18 protein-coding genes are annotated in these 18,281 nt (G+C 73.4%); 9 read left to right on the top strand and 9 right to left on the bottom strand.

What is annotated here, in order from left to right; all coding sequences use genetic code 11:
• Positions 1-56 precede the first annotated feature (56 nt).
• A complete protein-coding gene (locus OG286_RS07430; protein WP_396322584.1) occupies positions 57-248 on the bottom strand; it encodes a DUF5999 family protein in 192 nt (63 codons plus the stop codon).
• A gap of 406 nt (positions 249-654) precedes the next feature.
• Complete coding sequence (locus OG286_RS07425; protein ID WP_396322583.1) at positions 655-1,227, bottom strand: hypothetical protein; 573 nt, start codon at positions 1,225-1,227, stop codon at positions 655-657.
• Positions 1,228-1,594: 367 nt separating this feature from the next.
• On the opposite strand from OG286_RS07425, the gene OG286_RS07420 reads away from it, so the two are divergent.
• Both OG286_RS07420 and OG286_RS07415 read left to right on the top strand, forming a co-directional pair.
• Positions 1,595-3,100, top strand: a complete 1,506-nt coding sequence (locus OG286_RS07420; protein WP_396322582.1) for a glutamate--cysteine ligase — start codon at positions 1,595-1,597, stop codon at positions 3,098-3,100.
• 93 nt (positions 3,101-3,193) lie between these two features.
• On the top strand, positions 3,194-3,982 hold the full coding sequence (locus OG286_RS07415) for a CPBP family intramembrane glutamic endopeptidase (protein WP_405362609.1): 789 nt from the start codon (positions 3,194-3,196) through the stop codon (positions 3,980-3,982).
• Here the strand turns inward: OG286_RS07415 and OG286_RS07410 are convergent.
• The 6 genes from OG286_RS07410 to OG286_RS07385 all read right to left on the bottom strand — a co-directional run bounded on the left by OG286_RS07410 (position 3,960) and on the right by OG286_RS07385 (position 9,538).
• A complete protein-coding gene (locus OG286_RS07410) occupies positions 3,960-4,493 on the bottom strand; it encodes an HAD domain-containing protein (protein WP_396322580.1) in 534 nt (177 codons plus the stop codon). The genes OG286_RS07415 and OG286_RS07410 overlap by 23 nt on opposite strands.
• Positions 4,494-4,593: 100 nt before the next feature.
• Positions 4,594-5,871 (bottom strand): MFS transporter, encoded by a 1,278-nt coding sequence (locus tag OG286_RS07405; RefSeq protein WP_396322579.1) that lies wholly within the window; start codon positions 5,869-5,871, stop codon positions 4,594-4,596.
• A 61-nt stretch (positions 5,872-5,932) separates the two neighbouring features.
• Positions 5,933-6,634, bottom strand: coding sequence for a dienelactone hydrolase family protein (locus tag OG286_RS07400; protein WP_396322578.1), 702 nt, complete (start codon positions 6,632-6,634; stop codon positions 5,933-5,935).
• A 64-nt stretch (positions 6,635-6,698) separates the two neighbouring features.
• Positions 6,699-8,204 carry a sugar porter family MFS transporter gene (locus tag OG286_RS07395; protein WP_405362612.1) on the bottom strand — a complete coding sequence of 502 codons (1,506 nt, stop codon included), beginning with the start codon at positions 8,202-8,204 and terminating at the stop codon, positions 6,699-6,701.
• Between the two features lie 25 nt (positions 8,205-8,229).
• Entirely contained in the window at positions 8,230-8,862 is a 633-nt protein-coding gene (locus OG286_RS07390) for an FMN-binding negative transcriptional regulator (RefSeq protein WP_396322576.1), read from the bottom strand.
• 13 nt (positions 8,863-8,875) lie between these two features.
• Positions 8,876-9,538 carry a pyridoxamine 5'-phosphate oxidase family protein gene (locus OG286_RS07385; protein WP_396322575.1) on the bottom strand — a complete coding sequence of 221 codons (663 nt, stop codon included), beginning with the start codon at positions 9,536-9,538 and terminating at the stop codon, positions 8,876-8,878.
• 34 nt (positions 9,539-9,572) lie between these two features.
• On the opposite strand from OG286_RS07385, the gene OG286_RS07380 reads away from it, so the two are divergent.
• Entirely contained in the window at positions 9,573-10,910 is a 1,338-nt protein-coding gene (locus OG286_RS07380) for an aminotransferase class I/II-fold pyridoxal phosphate-dependent enzyme (RefSeq protein ID WP_396322574.1), read from the top strand.
• A 156-nt stretch (positions 10,911-11,066) separates the two neighbouring features.
• Positions 11,067-12,275 carry a GDSL-type esterase/lipase family protein gene (locus OG286_RS07375; RefSeq protein WP_396322573.1) on the top strand — a complete coding sequence of 403 codons (1,209 nt, stop codon included), beginning with the start codon at positions 11,067-11,069 and terminating at the stop codon, positions 12,273-12,275.
• Between the two features lie 143 nt (positions 12,276-12,418).
• Here OG286_RS07375 and OG286_RS07370 read toward each other — a convergent pair whose 3' ends face one another.
• Positions 12,419-13,777 carry an NAD(P)/FAD-dependent oxidoreductase gene (locus OG286_RS07370; RefSeq protein ID WP_396322572.1) on the bottom strand — a complete coding sequence of 453 codons (1,359 nt, stop codon included), beginning with the start codon at positions 13,775-13,777 and terminating at the stop codon, positions 12,419-12,421.
• A 319-nt stretch (positions 13,778-14,096) separates the two neighbouring features.
• Between OG286_RS07370 and OG286_RS07365 the strand changes: the two genes are divergently transcribed.
• The 5 genes from OG286_RS07365 (at position 14,097) to purB (ending at position 18,236) form a co-directional block, all read left to right on the top strand.
• Complete coding sequence (locus OG286_RS07365; RefSeq protein ID WP_396322571.1) at positions 14,097-14,852, top strand: HipA family kinase; 756 nt, start codon at positions 14,097-14,099, stop codon at positions 14,850-14,852.
• The gene (locus tag OG286_RS07360; RefSeq protein WP_396322570.1) at positions 14,849-15,268 is read left to right on the top strand and encodes a DUF3037 domain-containing protein; all 420 of its coding nucleotides are present in this window, start codon (positions 14,849-14,851) and stop codon (positions 15,266-15,268) included. Before OG286_RS07365 ends, OG286_RS07360 begins: the two co-directional genes overlap by 4 nt.
• An 82-nt stretch (positions 15,269-15,350) precedes the next feature.
• A complete protein-coding gene (locus OG286_RS07355) occupies positions 15,351-15,806 on the top strand; it encodes a MarR family winged helix-turn-helix transcriptional regulator (protein WP_396322569.1) in 456 nt (151 codons plus the stop codon).
• Positions 15,807-15,839: 33 nt separating this feature from the next.
• Entirely contained in the window at positions 15,840-16,781 is a 942-nt protein-coding gene (locus OG286_RS07350) for a hypothetical protein (protein ID WP_396322568.1), read from the top strand.
• Positions 16,782-16,805: 24 nt separating this feature from the next.
• Entirely contained in the window at positions 16,806-18,236 is a 1,431-nt protein-coding gene (gene purB, locus OG286_RS07345) for an adenylosuccinate lyase (RefSeq protein WP_396322567.1), read from the top strand.
• Positions 18,237-18,281 lie beyond the last annotated feature (45 nt).

Here is an 18,281-nt window from a genome sequence, read left to right as displayed (position 1 = left end):
TCACCGGGGCCCTGCCCGTTCCTCGACGTCTGTCGGCGGCTGCCCCCGCCTGCGGGTCAGGCCGCGTGGGCGACCGGGCGGCGCGGGGCGATCACCCGGCCGTCGGGCAGCAGTTCGCCGGTGTCCTCGAAGAGCAGGACGCCGTTGCAGAGCAGGCTCCAACCCTGCTCCGGGTGGCAGGCCACCGGTACGGCCGCCTCGCGGTCCTCGGACTCGGCCGTCGGGCATTCAGGACGGTGCTGGCACATACGTACCCTCGCTTCGCTCTGCGATCCTCCCCGTGGTGCGGCGCCGTCGGATGCCCGTCGGGAGCCGCCGCGGTAGTCGGATCCTGTCCGGCGCCGGACAGGTGTAGACCGGCGCTCAAGTGGGTAGGACAGGTGGTCCTTCCACGCTGGTTCCCAGTGTCGGCATCCCGGGACGATCGCGCAGCAATTTGGTGACATGCGCCACAACCCGAGGGCAGAGATCACCCGTTCAGGCGGCTGCGGCTCGGAAAAGCCCCCGGACGGGCCATCAGGCGGCTGGCCTTTCAGGGCCATGCCCGATGGCCCGTCCGGGTGGGGCTGGCAGATCGGTGCCGGCGCGGAGCGCGCCGGCGGGGCGATCGGTGAGGGAGCGGCCGGCGAGGGGAGCCGGCCGGCGGGGGAGGGCTCAGGACGAGCCGAGCAGCAGCGCCCGGCCCAGCGGCGCCCGGGCCAGCACCGGCAGCAGGTCGGCGGCCGGGTAGGCGCGGTGCGCGGTGACCCCGAGCGGGGCCGGTGCCAGCGGGATCAGAAGGTCCGCCCCCGGGTCGGCGTCCGGACTGTGCAGCCAGAGCGCCGTCGCGTACTGGCCCGGGAAGGTCAGCAGCCGGGGCTGCCGGCGGGCTCGTGACGTCTGGGTGAGCTGCCAGGCCTGGCGCAGCGCCCGGACGGTCGAGTCCAGGTAGGGCCCGGCGGTGAAGTGGGAGAAGGTGTGGCCCTCGACGCCCTGCACCACCTCGGCCGCGGCGGCCACCTCGGTGCCGTCCTTGATCAGGAAGCGCCAGCCCGTCCGCCGGGCGGCGGTGAGCTCGGGGCGCGGCCCGTCCAGGACGTGGACCGCGAGCGGGTGCGCGGGGAGCAGCGGTCCGGTCGGATGACGCAGCGCTGCGGCGGCGGGCTGGCGCAGCGCGTCCTCCGAGTCGAGCGCGGCGAGGACGGCGCGCAGGGCACTGGGCGGGGGCTGGGGGGTCTGCAGAGTCATGGCGGGGTCGCCTCTCCGTGCGAGATCGGCGTGCGAGTGCGGCATACCGGCATGGCGCGGTGTGTCGTCGGTGACGGGACCTGGCCATGTCCGGTTGTGCATGATCGCGGTGCGGGTGCGGCCGCCGCCGTCGACGAGGGTTTCGGAGCGGCAGCGGGCCGGCCTGGGCGCAGTGCGAATTCTATCGAACAGGTGCGCAGGGTGACCTGTTTATCACAGGCGGTGGCGCCGGGCAAGTCGGCGGATGTGCTGAAAGGCCGTCAGTTTCCTTGCATTGCAAGCCGTTCGAAGCAATCGGGTATCGATCTTCGAGGTGGGCATGATGCATGCACGGTCGCTCGGCCGGGCGGCTCAGGAGGAGGGGATCATGGGCGAGAAGGTCGTGGCGACGCGCGCGGACCTGTCGGACCGGCAGCTGTACCGCCGCAAGCTCCAGTCCTGCCTCGACGCGCTCGGGCGGATGCTGCGCGAGGACCGCTTCGACCGGCCCCGGGCGGTGATGGGCCTGGAGATCGAGCTCAACCTCGCCGACGAGCAGGGCCTACCGGTGATGCGCAACGCCCAGGTGCTCAGCGCGATCGGCTCCAGTGACTTCCAGACCGAGCTGGGGCAGTTCAACATCGAGGTCAACATCACCCCGCACCGGCTCTGCGGCCACGTGTTCGAGGAGCTGCGCGAGGAGATCGACACCGGGCTGCGCTACGCCGACCGCAGGGCCGCCGAGGCCGGTGCGCGGATCGTCATGGTGGGCATCCTGCCGACCCTGGAGCACGACCACACCGGGCTGGACGCGATGTCCCACAACCAGCGGTACAGCCTGCTCAGCGACCAGATCCTGGCCGCCCGCGGCGAGGACATCACGCTGGACATCGAGGGCGTCGAACGCCTCCAGCTGGAGTCGATCACCATGGTCGCCGAGGCCGCCGCGACCTCGTTGCAGCTGCATCTGCAGGTCACCCCCGAGCGGTTCTCCTCGGTCTGGAACGCCGCCCAGGCGATCTGCGGCCCGCAGCTCGCACTCGGCGCCAACTCGCCGTTCCTGTTCGGGCGCGAGCTCTGGCGGGAGACCAGGCCGGTGCTCTTCCAGCAGGCGTGCGACACCCGTTCGGCGGAGCTCAAGGCCCAGGGCGTGCGCCCGATCACGTGGTTCGGCGAGCGGTGGGTGGACTCGGCGTACGACCTCTTCGAGGAGAACCTGCGGTACTTCCCGGCGCTGCTGCCGATCTGTGACGACGAGGACCCGGTCAAGACGCTCGCCTCCGGGGGCGTGCCGCGGCTCGCCGAGATGCGGCTGCACAACGGCACCATCTATCGCTGGAACCGGCCGGTGTACGACGTCAGCGACGGCGTGCCGCACCTGCGGGTGGAGAACCGCGCGCTGCCGGCCGGCCCGACCGTCGCCGACACGCTGGCCAACGCGGCGTTCTACTACGGCCTGGTACGGGTGCTGGCCGAGCAGCCGCGGCCGATCTGGAACAGGCTGCCGTTCGAGCGGGCCGACGAGAACTTCCGGCAGGCCGCCCGGTACGGCATCGACGCGGTCTTCCAGTGGCCGCGGCAGGGCCGGGCCGGTCGCGGCGGCGGGCTCACCACCGTGCCCGCCGTCGACCTGATCATGAACGAACTGCTGCCGATGGCCCACCAGGGGCTGGACGAGTGGGGCGTGGAGCCCGCCGACCGGGACCGCTACCTCGGCATCATCGAGCAGCGCTGCCTGCGCCGGGTCAACGGCGCCTCCTGGCAGAGCGCCACCTTCCACCGGCTGCGCGAGCAGTTCGGGATGGACCGGCCGGCCGCGCTGGCGGCGATGACCCGGCGCTACGCCGAGTACATGCGCGGTGGCGAGCCGGTGCACACCTGGCCGGTGGGCTGAGGGTCCGACCGCCCCTTCACCGCCCCTGTGGAAGGATGACCGCTCCGGCGGTCGGCCGACGGCCGGAGCGATGCCGGACCGCTGGAGCACGCCGTGACGACCGCCTCGACCGAACCGGAGACCGCGAAGCCCACGCGCCGGCTGCTCGGCGTCGAGCTGCTGACCGTTCTCGGCCTCTCCCTCGGGGCCAGTGGCATCGGCGCGCTGATCAGCTTCACGGGATCGCTCACCGAGACGCTCAGCCTCGGCCAGCAGGTCGCCACCCTGAACTCCTCGCGCGCGCCCGGCCGGCCCTGGCTGGACCTCGCCTGGCAGCTCTACTACATCGGGCGCGGGCTGATGCCGGTCGTCCTGGTCGGCTACCTGCTGGTGCGCGAGGGCACCTCGCTACGGGTGATCGGCTTCGACCTCGGGCAGAAGCTGCGCGACCTGGGCCGCGGAGCCGTCGTGGCCGCCGCGATCGGAGGCTCCGGGCTGGCGCTCTACCTGCTCTCGCAGGCGGCCGGGTACAACCTGACGGTGGCGCCGTCCGGGCTGCCGGACGTCTGGTGGCGGATCCCGGTGCTGGTCGCCTCCGCCTGGCAGAACGCGATCCTGGAGGAGGTCGTCGTCCTCGGCTACCTGCTGCGCCGGCTCGGGCAGCTGGGCTGGTCGTGGCAGGCGGCGCTGGTGGCCAGCTCGGTGCTGCGGGGCTCGTACCACCTGTACCAGGGGGTCGGCGGGCTGGTCGGTAACATGGTGATGGGCGCGGTGTTCTGCCTGCTGTACCGGCGGTGGGGCCGGGTGATGCCGCTGGTGGTGGCGCATGCGCTGATCGACACGGTGGCCTTCGTCGGGTACGCGCTGCTGTCCGGGCACGTCAGCTGGCTGCCCACCGGCTGACCAACGGCGGGACGGCGAGCGCGCGGGGCGGGCGGGCGAGCAGCCGGTCGACGTGCGGGCGCTCCAGGCCCTGGCCCGGGTCGATCGGGAGCAGGAGGCGGTCGCGCCGCCAGAGCGAGTTGCGGACCAGGCGGCCGGGGATGACGTCGTCGACCCAGGCGAAGGGCCGGCCGGCGGCGTACCGCAGCAGTGGGGCCCACTTGTGGGCGGAGAACAGCTCCATCAGCGACACCTTCGGGTCGCCGGGCTGCGGGACGTAGCCGGTGAAGCGGACCACCGGCAGCTCGGGCAGGCCGATCGCCGGGGCGATGTGGGCGTTGGCCTGCTCCTCCCAGGTGGTGGCCCAGACGAGCTCGTACGTACCGGCCAGCTCGCGCAGCCAGGTGCCGTGCCGGGCGGAGAGCAGCACGGTGTAGCCGAGCAGGGTGTGGGCGTCGAAGTCGGCGTCCGCTTCGGGGCAGACCGGGTTGAGCACGCCGTCGACGTCGAGGAACAGCAGTGGCTTCGGCATCGGGCGCCCCCCAGGTCTGACTCCGTCGTCACCTGGTCGGACGAGCGGCGCCCGCCGGTGGTTGCCCACGGGAGGGCGCACGCGGGGCGCACCGGGCGCGTCAGCGGGTGGTGGCGGGCTCCGCGAGCGGTGCGGACGGCCGGTCGGCGGTACGCCGGGAGAGACGGCGGACCTGGGGTTCCAGCAGGACGACGGCGCTCAGCAGCAGGCAGAGCGCCGCACACGCCCAGAGTGCGCCGGAGAGGCCGAGTGCGTCCGCTGCGGGGCCGGCCAGGGCGGTGCCGACCGGGGCCAGCGAGAGTGAGCCGAGCTGGTCGTACGCCGAGACCCGGGAAAAGGCCTCGGCCGGGATCTCCTGCTGGAGCGCGATCATCCAGTTGACGCCGAAGACGGTGACCCCGGCGCCGGACAGGAACATCGCCACCACCAGGGCCGGCAGCGGCACGGCCAGGGCGAGCGCCAAGGCGGGCAGGCCGAAGAGGAAGACGCCCCAGTTGCCGATCAGCAGGATCCGGCGCGGCTGCCAGCGGACCATCACCAGGCCGGTCACCACCAGGCCGATGCCGTGCGCGGCCAGTGCCAGGCCCCAGTCGCGGGCCCCGTCGAGCCGCTGCTCGGCGACGATCGGCCCGTACACCGCGTCCACGGCGGTGATGCAGGCCATCAGCACGGCGAACTGGAGCACGATCACCCAGAGCCAGCGGCGGGAGGCGAACTCCTGCCAGCCCTCGCGCAGGTCGCGCAGCATTCCGCCGCCGGGCTCGGCCGGAGCGGCCGGCTCGGCCTCCAGGAGGAAGCGCAGCGAGGCGGCGAGCAGGAAGCAGCCGGCGTCCAGCGCGAGCACCCAGCCGGGGCCGACGGCGGCGGTGAGGGCGCCGCCGAGCGCCATGCCGCCGATCTGGGCGGAGTTGAGCGCCATCCGGAAGACCGAGAAGGCCCTGCCGGCGTGTTCGGCCGCCACGCTCTGCATGATGATGCCCTCGGATGCGGGGGCGTAGAAGGCGTGGCCGGCGCCGCCCGCCGCGGAGAGCAGCATCAGCTGCCAGAGCTGGACGTTCCCGGCCAGCACCAGGGCGGCCAGCACGGCCTGCGAGACGGCGCTGAACAGGTTGGCTGCGACCATGACGTGGTGGCGCGGCAGACGGTCGGCGAGCGCGCCGCCGACCATCAGCAGCAGGACCACCGGGACCAGCCGGGCGGCGGTGACATAGCCGACCTCGGCCGTGGAGCCGCCGTTCTCCATGACGGCGAACGCGGTGGCGATCGGGGCGCCGGCATTGCCGAGACCGCTGATCACGGTGGCGGCGGTCTGGATGCGGTAGTTGCGGCCGGCCCAGGGGAAGCGGCGCCGGTGCGGGGGTGGGGGTTGGCTCTGCACCCGGCGACTATGGCCGGGGAACTGTCAGCTGTCCAGCGCGTTTCGGCCCTTACGGCCTCCGTCAGCCGAGATGGCCCCAGAGGAAGCTGAGCGTCCGCCGCCAGGCGATCCGGGCCTGGAGCGCGTCATGGGTGCCGAGCAGGTTCTCGTCGTTCATGAAGGCGTGCCCGGCCGGATAGAAGTGGATCTCCGGGCGGACGTCGGTGGCTTCGCCGATCCGGATCGCCGCCTCGTCCACGGCGGCCATCGGGATCGAGCGGTCGTGCTCGGCGTAGTGGCCGAGGACGTGGGCGGTCAGGCCGCGGTAGTCGAAGTCCGGGTCGGGCGGCAGCCCGTAGAACGGGACCACCGCGGCCACCCGGTCGCCCTCGGCGGCGGCCAGCAGCAGGGCGAAGCCGCCGCCCATGCAGAAGCCGACCACGCCGACGGCGTCGCCGACCACGCCGTCCAGCCCGAGCAGGAAGCCGACCGCGCCGCGCAGGTCCACCACGGCCTGCCCGACCGGGAGTTCGCGTTTGAGCCGGGCTGCCTCGGCGGCGTCGTGGGTGGTCGTACCGCCGAAGAGATCCGGCGCGAGGACGGTGAAGCCGGCGGCGGCGAAGCGGTCCGCCATCGCCGCGACGTGCGAGGTGAGGCCCCACCACTCCTGGACCACCACCAGCCCGGGTCCGACGCCCTGCGGCGGCCGGGCCAGGTAGCCGTGGGCCTCGCGGCCGTTGCTGGGGAAGGTGACGTTCTGCCGGGAGCCGCCCTGCTCAGGCATGGCTTCCTCTCGGTGGGACGGGCCGCGCGCGGCGGCGTGGACGGCGGTGCCGCGGACGGCGGGCTCAGCCCATCTCCTCCAGGGCGCGGCCCTTGGTCTCCTTGATGCAGAAGACCACGAAGGGGATGGAGAGCAGCGCGAAGACCGCGTAGATCACGTACGTCGCCGACAGGTTCCAGTCGGCGAGGTCGGGGAAGCTGACGGTGATCGCCCAGTTGGCGATCCACTGGGCCGAGGCGGCCACGGACAGGGCGAGCGCCCGGATCCGGTTGGGGAACATCTCGCCGAGCAGGACCCAGACCACCACGCCCCAGGAGAAGGCGAAGCAGAACACGAAGACGTGCGCGGCGACCAGGGCGACGGTGGCGTGGGCATCGTCCAGGGTGGCGGTGTCACCGGTGCCTTGCCGGTAGGAGAACGCCCAGGCGGCGGTGGCCAGCGAGAGCGCCATGCCGGCCGAGCCGGCCAGTGCGAGCGGCTTGCGGCCGATCCGGTCGACCAGCACCATCGCGACCACCGTGCCGATCACGTTGACGATCGAGGTGGAGAGGCTGATCAGCAGCGAGTTGGCCTCGTTGATGCCGACGGACTGCCAGAGGAACGAGGAGTAGTAGAAGATCACGTTGATGCCGACGAACTGCTGGAACACCGAGGCGCCGATTCCGACCCAGACGATCGGCAGCAGCCCGAACCGGCCGCCCAGCAGGTCCTTGGCGCGCGGCTTGTGCGTGGACTCCAGCACGGCGCGGATCTCGGCGACCCGGGCGTCGAGATCCACCTCCTCGCCCTCCACCTCCAGCAGCACCTCGCGGGCCTGCGCCTCGCGGTGGTCGGCGATCAGGTAGCGCGGGGACTCCGGGATGGCCAGCGCCATCAGCCCGTAGACCAGGGCCGGGATGGTCTCCACGCCGAGCATCCACTGCCAGGCCTGGATGCCGCCGAGGTGGCCGGTGGACTCGCCGCCGGCGGCCTGGTTGAGCGCCCAGTTGGCGAGCTGCGAGATGGTGATGCCGAGCACGATCGCCATCTGCTGGAAGGAGGCGAGCCGGCCGCGGTAGGCGGTCGGCGCGACCTCGGCGATGTAGGTCGGCGCGATGACCGAGGCGATGCCGATCGCGACCCCGCCGACCACCCGCCAGGTGGCCAGCACCTGGATGGTCGGCGGGAACATCGAGCCGATGCCGCTGATCGCGAACAGCACGGCGGCCAGCAGCATGGTCCGGACCCGGCCCAGGTGGTCGGCGAGCCGGCCGGCGGCCACCGCGCCGGCCGCCGAGCCGAGCAGCGCGATGGCCACCACGAAGGCCGTCTCGCCGTTGCCCACCCCGAAGTGCTTCTGGATGCCGGTCACCGCGCCGTTGATCACCGCGCTGTCGTAGCCGAACAGGAAGCCGCCCATCGCGGCGGCCGCGGAGATGAAGACGGCGTGCCCGAGGTGCGCCTCACCGGCGGCCGGATGGGTGTGGGTTGTGGACACGCACGCTCCCCGAGTGGACGGGCCCGCCGGCACGGCCGAGTGGGCAGGACTCGTCTCACATTCGATCAGCGGCCGTGGTGGCCCGCCCGGCATCGGGGCCCGAACGGGTGACTTTGCGTCAGTGCCGCGACCCCGTACGGCGGGCGTTGCGCCGGAGCAGCTGGGCGCGGACGCCCGCGTCCAGGCCGTGCCCGCGCTCGGCGAGCCGGTCCGCGAGGGCGTACTGCTCGTCGGCGGGCTTCTTGTCGTCGTACTTGAACTTGGCCCGCACCTCGCGGACCGCCAGCCGCAGCCCGCGCAGACCCGGCAGGAGCGGGCCGAACGGGCGCTCGCCGGGGGCGACCCGGGTGTCCGGCGTCTCCGGCTGGAAGTGCGCCAGCTGACGGTTGAGGATCTCCGCCTTGCCGGCCGCGTCCTCGACGACCGAGGCCGTGCAGTGGAAGTGCACCGAGGCGTAGTAGCTGGTCGGCGTGCCCGGCTCGCCGCGCCAGTGACCGGGCGCGAAGGCGTAGTCGTCGGTCACCGCCAGGGTGACCGCGGGGTCGGCGCGGACGGCGGCGAGCAGGGGGTTGGGCGCGGCGAGGTGGAGCAGGATCTCGCCGGCCTCCGCGTCCAGCAGGAAGTGCGTGGGGACCAGCACCGGGCCCTCGCCGGCGCGGCCGTTGGCGGCGAGCAGACCGAAGTCGCGCCCCTCGGCGAGCCAGGCCTGCCACTCGGCCTCGTCGCCCCGGTCCCAGGACCTGATCAGCATCGCCGGGCCCCCGTCACCCGGTGAAGTCGCGCAGGTGCGCGGGGAGCGGCACGGTGGTGGACTCGTGCGGCTCGGGCGTGCCGTAGACCGTGGTCACCGGCACCACGCCGGCCCAGTGCGGGAGGCCGAGGTCCTCGTCGTCGTCGTCGGCGCCGTCGGCCCGGGTCTTGGCGGAGACCTCGTCCAGGACGAGGCGGATGACGGCGGTGGCGGCCAGCTCCTTGGCGTTGGCCGGGCGGACCTCGGCGGAGCGGCCGGGGACGGTCTGGTCGACCAGCGCGTCCAGTGCGACCGACAGCTCCTCGGGGTCGGTCACCTGGTGGGCGGTGCCGTGGGCGACCACCGAGCGGAAGTTGATCGAGTGGTTGAACGCGGACTTGGTCAGCACCAGGCCGTCGACCAGGGTGACGGTGACGCAGACCGGAAGCCCCTCGTCGCCCTTGGCGCCGCGCAGTGGCCGGCTGCCGGTGGAGCCGTGGACGTACAGGCGGTCGCCGACCCGGGCGTAGATGGTCGGCAGTACGACGGGGGCGCCGTCGGCTATGAATCCGAGGTGGCAGAGGTAGCCGCTGTCCAGAATGGCGTGAATCGTGTCCTGCTCCCAGGTCGCGCGGTCCTTGTAGCGGGTCGGGGTGGTGCGCGGGGTGCGGGAGTAGGACGCAGCGCTGTCTGACATGACAACCTCTATGTACTAGTGCATAATCTCTTTTGTGCTAGGAGACTATCCGATCAAGGGGCGGCGCGCCAGCGAAATCGCGGCCGACGTCGAGCAGGGCGTCAGTGCCGGACGACTCGCGCCCGGCACCCCGCTGCCCCCACTGCGTGACCTGGCCGCCGAACTCGGCGTCAACCCCAACACCGTCGCCGCCGCCTACCGGCTCCTCCGCGACCGGGGCGTCATCGAGACCGCCGGCCGCAAGGGCAGTCGGATCCGCCCGCGGCCCGCGACCACCCCGCGCGACCAGATCCGGATGCCCGTCCCGCCGCACGCACGGGACCTCTCCAACGGCAACCCCGACCCGGCGCAGCTGCCCGACCTCACCCCGGCCCTCGCCGCGGCCGCCGAGGCCGCCCGCCGCGACCCGGTGCGCTACGGCCGCGCCTCCGCCGACCCCGGACTGCTCGCACTGGCCTCCGAGGGCTTCCGTGCCGACGGCCTGCCCGCCGGGCCGGTCGCCATCGCCTCCGGCTCGCTCGACACCATCGAACGGATCCTCGCCACCCGGCTGCGCCCCGGCGACGTCGTCGCGGTCGAGGACCCCGGCTGGGGGAGCCTGTTGGACCTGCTGCCGGCACTCGGGCTGCGGGCCGCCCCGGTGCGGCTGGACGACGACGGCCCGCTGCCCGACGCGCTCGCCCGGGTGCTGGCGGACGGTGCCCGCGCGGTGGTCGTCACCAGCCGGGCGCAGAACCCGACCGGCGCCGTGCTCACCGCCGAGCGGGCGCGGGAGCTGCGCGCGGTGCTGGCCGAGCACCCCGGCGTCCTGCTGATCGAGGACGACCACGGCCACGGCATCGTCGACCAGCCGTACCATCCGCTGGCCGGCGCCGGGTCGGAGCACTGGGCGGTGGTGCGCTCGGCGGCCAAGGCGTATGGGCCGGACCTGCGGCTCTCGGTCGCGGTCGGGGACGCGGAGACCATCGGGCGGGTGCTGGGCCGCCAGCGGCTCGGCGCCGGCTGGGTCAGCCACCTGCTGCAGTGCACCGTCGCCGAACTGTGGCGCACCGACGCCGCGCCGGTCTCGCGGGTGGCCGCCGCCTACGGGGCCCGGCGTGGCGCACTGCTCGGCGAGCTGGCCGCGCGCGGCATCGAGGCGCACGGTGCGAGCGGGCTCAACATCTGGGTGCCGGTGCCGGACGAGACCACCGTGCTGGCTGCACTGGTGCAGCGTGGCTGGGTCGCGGCGCCCGGCGCGCGTTTCCGCCTGGACTCCCCGCCCGGCCTGCGGATCACCGTCGCGGAGCTGGACCCCGCCGACGCGCGGCGGCTGGCCGACGACCTGGCGGCCGTCCTGGGAACGGACGGTGCCGTCTCGCGACCGATCTGAACCGACCGGTAACACAGCGAGAAACCTGGTGCAGATACCTAGCGGTAACAAGTGCGGGCGTGTCATGTTCATCGCGCCACCGGCCGGCGGCCCACCCTCACCTACGCGTCTCCCCGCCCCCACAGCGCGGGCGAGACCGACCGCAGGAGTTCCGCCGTGCCCGAAAGCTGTTCGAGCATCACTCGCAGAACCACCCGCACCACCCGACTGACCCGATTCGCCCGCCGGCTGCTCGCCGCCGGGCTCACCCTCCCGCTCGGCGCGGCCGGCCTGCTGGCCGTCGCCGCCGCACCCGCCCGGGCCGCCGCCGGGACGGGGACGACCGCCAGCGTGACCCTCGGCGACAGCTACATCTCCGGCGAGGCCGGCCGCTGGAAGGGCAACTCGGTTGTCACCAGCGGCAACCGGGCCGGAACCGACCGGGCCTGGACCGGCAGCGCGTACGACCCCAGCCGGGTGTACGGCGCGACCGCGGCGAGCGGGTGCGACCGCTCGGACGTCGCCGAGGTCCGCAGTGCGCCCTCGGTGGCGCAGACCCAGATCAACCTGGCCTGCTCCGGCGCCGTCGCCGCCAACGTCTACCGCGCCGCCAACGGCGGCCAGTCGTTCAAGGGCGAGGCCCCGCAGGCCGACCAACTCGCCACCGTGGCCGGCCAGTACAACGTCAAGCTGATCACCCTCTCGATCGGCGGCAACGACCTCGGCTTCGCCGACGTGATCACCACCTGCGTCTCGGACTACCTCGTCTGGTACTCCTACTGCAACGACGACCAGCAGTCCGCGATCGACTCCCGGATGCCCGCCGCGGTGGCCGGTGTCGGCAAGGCGCTGGACGAGATCCGGGCGGTGATGTCGAACGCCGGCTACAAGACGGGCGACTACCGGATCGTGCTGCAGTCCTACCCCTCGCCGATCCCGCGTAGCGCCGAGATGCGCTACCCCGAGAGCGGCTGGAGCCGCTCCGACACCGGCGGCTGCCCGTTCTGGAACGGGGACGCCGACTGGGCGCGGGACTCGCTCGTCCCGCAGATCTCCCGGGCGCTGGCAGGCGTCGCCGCCGCGAAGGGCGCGCAGTTCCTGGACCTCGCCGACATGCTGCAGGGGCGTGAGGTGTGTGCGACGTCGGCCCGCCAGGCGACCTCGACCACGGCGCCGTCCGCCACCACCAGCGAGTGGGCGCGGTTCGTCGACGGCGGGCTCAGCTCCTCGCAGGGCGTCATCCAGGAGTCGATGCACCCGAACTACTACGGGCAGCAGGCCCTCGGGCAGTGCCTCACCCTGCTGTACGCGCGGCCCAGCGGTGACTACGCGTGCCGCAACACCGCGGGGAAGGACGCGAGCGGGATGTACCTGACCGCGAAGTAGCGGCCGGGGACGGGTCGGTACCCCTGCCGGGATCGGCAGGGGCACCGGTCGTGCTGCGTTCTTGCTGCGAGGTTGCCGGGGTCGTGCCTTGGGTCGTGTCGCGGTCGTGCCGGGGCCGGGTGGCTGGGCGGGCCCGGCGGTCGTCAGCCCTTGGCCAGCAGGGCCTGGGCGTGCGCCCTTACCTGATCCTTCGTCAAGTAGGCGTCGGTGTACTCGAAGTCGCGGAGCCGGGCGGGCTGGCGGGCCAGGAAGCCGGTCCGGACGAAGTCGTCGCCGGCGGTGGCGTTGAGCAGCCAGTTGGCGCCGACCCGGAACTTGGCCGCATTGGTGCGCATCGCCATCAGGTGGTAGCCGCGTGCCACCAGCTGGGCGGGGACGCCGCGCAGCTCGACACCGAGCGGCTTGGAGACCGCGTCCTTGCCGCCGAGGTCCACCACCAGGCCCAAGTCCTTGTGGTAGTAAGGCTCCAGAGGCTGGTTGCGCAGCGCGGCGATCACGTTGTTCGCCACCGCCCTGCCCTGGCGGGCCGAGTGCTGGGCGGTCGGCGGGCAGACCGCGCCGTCACCCTTGGCGAGGTCCGGCACCGCGGCCGCGTCGCCGAGCGCGAAGACGCCCTCGAACTGCGGGACCCGCATCTCGGCGGTCACCGCGATCCGGCCGCGGACGGTCTCCGCGTCCAGGGTGGCGATCAGCGGGCTGGCCGCGACCCCCGCCGTCCAGATCAGGGTGCGGCTGGGGAGCACCCGGCCGTCGGTGAACTTGACCGACTCGGCACCGACTTCGGCCACCGAGACGCCGAGCGAGACGTCGATGCCGCGCCCGCGCAGCACCTCCAGGGCCGCGGTGCCGAGGGCGTCACCCAGTTCGGGCATCAGCTTCGGGGCGATGTCGATCAGGTGCCACTTGATCTGCCGGGAGTCCAGCCGCGGGTAGCGCTGGGCGGCCGCGGTCGTCAGACGCTGGAGGCAGGCGGCCGTCTCGGTGCCCGCGTAGCCGCCGCCGACCACCACGAACTGGAGCCGCGACTCGCGCTCCTTCTGGTCCAGGGTGGCCGAGGCGAGGTCGAGTTGGGCGATCACGTGGTCGCGGACGTAGGTCGCCTCGGCGAGCGTCTTCATGCCGCGCGCGTAGTCGGTGAGGCCCGGGATGTCGAAGGTGCGGGTCACGCTGCCGGGGGCGAGCACCAGGTAGTCGTACTTCTGCGCGACCACCTCGTCGGTGATCTTGCGGACCACGCAGACCTTGGAGCGCGGGTCCACGCCGATCGCGCCGCCCGGGACGATGTGGGTACGGCGCAGCGACCGGCGGAGCGAGACCGCGACCGACTGCGGGGTGAGCACCCCGGCCGCGACGTGCGGGAGCAGCGGAAGATAGAGCTGATAGCTGAACGGCGTGACCAGCGAGATCTCCGCCTCGGAGGGCGAGAGCTTGCGTTCGAGGCGGCGAGCGCACTCCAGTCCGGCGAAGCCGCCGCCCACGATCAGGATCCGAGATCGTTCCATCGCTCATCCTTACAGTGCAGGTCGTACCGCGCTGGGTCCGAGGCCACTACTGCCCGCCACACTCGCACGGCGCAGGGCGGGGTGCCACCGGGGCGGCGCGGATGGTGGAGGCGGGGGTGGTGGGGCCTTCGGGGGTCGGGTGGGGTCGGGGCGGGCCGGTCGGTGCGGGCCGGGCTGGGGTGTCCGGTCGGTGCGGCGTGGTCCGGGGTGTCCGGTCGGACGGTGCGGGGCTCGGGGCCTCCGGGCGGTGGGGCGGCGCGGTGGCTGGAGGTGGGTTGGGAGAGCCCGGGCCGTGCATATGCCCGATAGGCTGTCCGGCGTGCTCCCCGAGGTGACGGCGGTCCGTTATGTGACCCCACTGCGAGAAGGCGGCTCGATGCCGGGCCTGGTCGAGGCCGACGACCGGCGGCTGTACGCGCTGAAATGGGTCGGCGCGGCGCAGGGCCGCAAGGCGCTGGTGGCGGAGGTGCTGGCGGGCGAGCTCGGCCGCCGGCTCGGCCTGCCGGTGCCGGAGTTGGTCACCGTCGACCTCGATCCCGTCCTCGCCCGCAGCGAGCCGGACCAGCAGGTCCAGGACCAGATGCGCGCCAGTGGTGGTCTCAACCTGGGCATGGCCTTCGTCAGCGGCGCGCTCAACTTCGACCCGCTCTGCTTCGACGTGGACGCCGGGCTGGCCGGGCAGGTGCTCTGGTTCGACGCGCTGATCGGCAATGTGGACCGCTCGTGGCGCAACCCCAACCTGCTGGTCGCCACCGGCGGCCTGCGACTGATCGACCACGGCGCCAGCCTGATCTTCCATCACCACTGGCCCGGCGCCGCCGGGTGGGTCCGCCGTCCCTACGACGCCTCCGACCATGCGCTGCTGCGGGCCGAACCGGACCTGGTGGCGGCGGACAAGGCGCTCGCCCCGCTCGCGGAGGCGGCGATCGAGGCGGCGGTGGCGCAGATCCCCGACGTCTGGCTCGCGGACGAACCGGGCTTCGACTCGCCCGAGGCGGTGCGCGCCGCGTACCGCGCCCAGCTGACCGAGCGACTGGCCGGTCCGCGCGACTGGCTGCCGGAGGTGTCCGCATGACCGAGCCCGTGCTGCCGGCTGCCCTGCCGGCCGTCGCAGAGCTGCACGACTACGAGTACGCGGTGGTCCGGGCGGTGCCCCGGGTGGAGCGCGGCGAGTGCATCAACGTCGGTGTGCTGCTGTACTGCCGGCAGAGCGCGCACCTGGCGGCGCGGACCCACCTGGACCAGGCCCGGCTGCTGGCGCTGGACCCGGTGGCGGACGTCGCCGGAGTGCGGCGCGCGCTGCACGGGATCGAGGCGGTCTGCGTGGGCGGGCCGCCGGCCGGCCCGGCGGCGTCGGACAGCCCCGGGCAGCGGTTCCGCTGGCTGACGGCGCCGCGCAGCGCGGTCGTCCAGCCGGGGCCGGTGCACACCGGGCTGACCGCGGACCCGGAGGCCGAGCTGCGGCGGCTCTTCGACCAGTTGGTGCTCTGAGCCACGGCCTGGGCGGCCGGACCCATGACCTTGCCGTGGTCAAAGCTTGAGTTGCTGAAGCAGTCGGCCGTACGCTGGCTCCATGGGTTCGACAGCGACGACGACCGTACCGACCAACGCCGAGCTGATGGAGGCGTTGGCCGCCGTCGGCGCCGCCTACTTCCAGGACTTCGCGGCTGCGGCGGCCCGGCACGGGCTCTCCTCCTCGCAGGCGAAGGCGCTCGGCGCGGTGCAGGAGCCGGTGCCGATGCGGGCGCTGGCCGGGCGGCTCGGCTGTGACGCCTCCAATGTGACCGGGATCGTCGACCGGCTGGAGTCGCTGGGCCTGGCCAACCGTGAGGCGGCGGCCGGTGACCGGCGGGTCAAGATCGTCGTGATCACCGGGCAGGGCCGGGAGATCCTGGGCCTGATCCGCGCCGAGATGAGCCGCACCCACCAGGCCTTCGAGGCGATGACGGACGAGCAGCGGGTGTCGCTGCACTCGATCTGCTCCCAGGTGCTGCCGGTGCTGACCGGCCGGGCCGCCGGCGCGCAGTAGACCGGGCCTCCGCGCGGCCCGGAGTCGCGCAGCATGGGCCGCACAGCCCGGGTGTCCGGTGTGGGTCCGGGAAGCCGGGCGACCGTGCGCCCGGCGGCCGGCGCGGTCCCGGCGACCGTGGGGCGCTCGGGCCTCCGTGGTGAGGAGGCGGCCGGCCGAGGCGGCCGCCAGCTCCTCGGCGTGCGTCGGCGGCGCGGCGCCGGCGCGCAGGTGGCGTTGGACCACGGCGAGGGGCAGATCGACCACGGCGAGGGCGACGCGCTCGCCGTCCTCCGGCGTGGTGGCGCCGAGCCGCCGGGCCAGGGCGGCGACGGCCTCGCCCACCCGGGCGTTGCCGCGCGCCGCCCGTTCGGCCTGCGTGGCGGGCCACTGCGCGTGGCCGAACTCCTCCGGCCCGCGAAGCAACAGCGCGGCCCGCGCGGTGTTCCGCCGACTCCAGGCGACCACCTCGCGGGCCGCCGCCGCACCCGCCGCCACCGGGTCGCCCGCCGGGGCGAGGGCGTCGAGCCAGGCCGTCTGGAAGTCCTCGACGGTGCGCAGCCAGAGCGCGGCGAGCAGCGCGGGCCGGTGCGGGAAGCGGTGGCCGGGTACGTGCCCGGGCGGTGGGTGCGGTTCGCCTTCACCGGGCCGCACGGCTCCGACGGGTTCCACGAGTACACCGTCCACCGGCTCGACGAGGGGCGGACGGCGCTGCGGCACGCCCTGGCGATGCGTGCGCGCGGCCCGGCGCTGCTGAGCCGGCCGCTGCTCTACCGGCTGCTGCACGACGCGGTGATCGAGGACAGCCTGGACCGGCCGAGCGCCCCTGCACGGGCGCGGCCATCCGGCCGGCGCGGTGGAGTCCACTGGTCAGAGTGCTGCGGCGAGCGGTTCGGGCGGCGGGCCGTGGTGGAGCAGAATGAGCCGTCGCGGGGCGCGGGAGGCGGCCGTGCGCGCGTCGCGGCCGTCCACCCGGTCCGGCGCCGTTCCGCCTGACCTCGGCTGTTAGGCTTGCGAAGCGTGAGCGCGAAGCCCCAGATCCCCAATGTCCTGGCCTCCCGGTACGCCTCGGCGACCCTGGCCCAGCTCTGGTCCCCCGAGCACAAGGTGGTCCTCGAGCGCCACCTGTGGCTCGCCGTCCTGAAGGCCCAGCAGGACCTCGGCGTCGAGGTGCCCGCGGGCGCCGTCGCCGACTACGAGCGGGTGATCGACCAGGTCGACCTCGGCTCGATCGCCGCCCGTGAGCGAGTCACCCGCCACGACGTGAAGGCCCGGATCGAGGAGTTCAGCGAGCTCGCCGGCCACGAGCAGATCCACAAGGGCATGACCTCCCGGGATCTGACCGAGAACGTCGAGCAGCTCCAGATCCGCCAGTCGCTGGAGCACGTGCGCGACCGCACGGTCGCCGTGCTGGTGCGCCTGGGCCGGCTCTCCGCCCAGTACACCGAGCTGGTCATGGCCGGCCGCTCGCACAACGTCGCCGCCCAGGCGACCACGCTGGGCAAGCGCTTCGCGACTGTCGCCGACGAGCTGCTGGTCGCCTTCCGCCGCCTGGAGGAGCTGATCGCCCGCTACCCGCTGCGCGGGATCAAGGGCCCGGTCGGCACCGCCCAGGACATGCTGGACCTGCTCGGCGGCGACACCGACAAGCTCGCCGAGCTGGAGAGCCGGGTGGCCGGCCACCTGGGCTTCGACAACGTGCTCACCTCCGTCGGCCAGGTCTACCCGCGCTCGCTGGACTTCGAGGTGCTGACCGCGCTCGTCCAGCTCTCCGCCGCGCCGTCCAGCCTGGCCAAGACGATCCGCCTGATGGCCGGCCACGAGCTGGTCACCGAGGGGTTCAAGGAGGGCCAGGTCGGCTCCTCCGCGATGCCGCACAAGATGAACACCCGCTCCTGCGAGCGCGTCAACGGCCTGGCCGTCATCCTGCGCGGCTACGCGTCGATGACCGCCGAGCTGGGCGGCGACCAGTGGAACGAGGGCGACGTCTCCTGCTCCGTGGTCCGCCGCGTCGCGCTGCCCGACGCGTTCTTTGCCTTCGACGGTCTGCTGGAGACCTTCCTGACCGTCCTCGACGAGTTCGGTGCCTTCCCCGCCGTGATCGAGGCCGAGCTCGACCGCTACCTGCCGTTCCTGGCCACCACCAAGGTGCTGATGGGCGCGGTGCGCGCAGGCGTCGGCCGGGAGACCGGGCACGAGGTCATCAAGGAGCACGCCGTCGCCTCGGCGCTGGCGATGCGGGCCGGGGCCCGGGAGAACGAGCTGCTGGACCGGCTCGCCGCCGACGAGCGGATGCCGCTGGACCGGGCCGCGCTGGATGCGCTGCTGGCCGACCGGCTCTCCTTCACCGGCGCGGCCGGTGCACAGGTCGCCGAGGTCGTCCGCCAGGTCGAGGCCGTTGCGGCCGCCTACCCGGAGGCCGCCAAGTACGCGCCCGGCGACATCCTCTGACGGTTTCTCAGACGATTTCCTGACGATTTCCCAGCCGTACGAGGG

This window comes from Kitasatospora sp. NBC_00039 (genome assembly GCF_045160625.1).
Lineage (GTDB): Bacteria > Actinomycetota > Actinomycetes > Streptomycetales > Streptomycetaceae > Kitasatospora.
The sequence above is the reverse complement of the archived record's forward strand: the minus strand, read 5'-3'. Positions and strand labels throughout refer to the sequence as shown.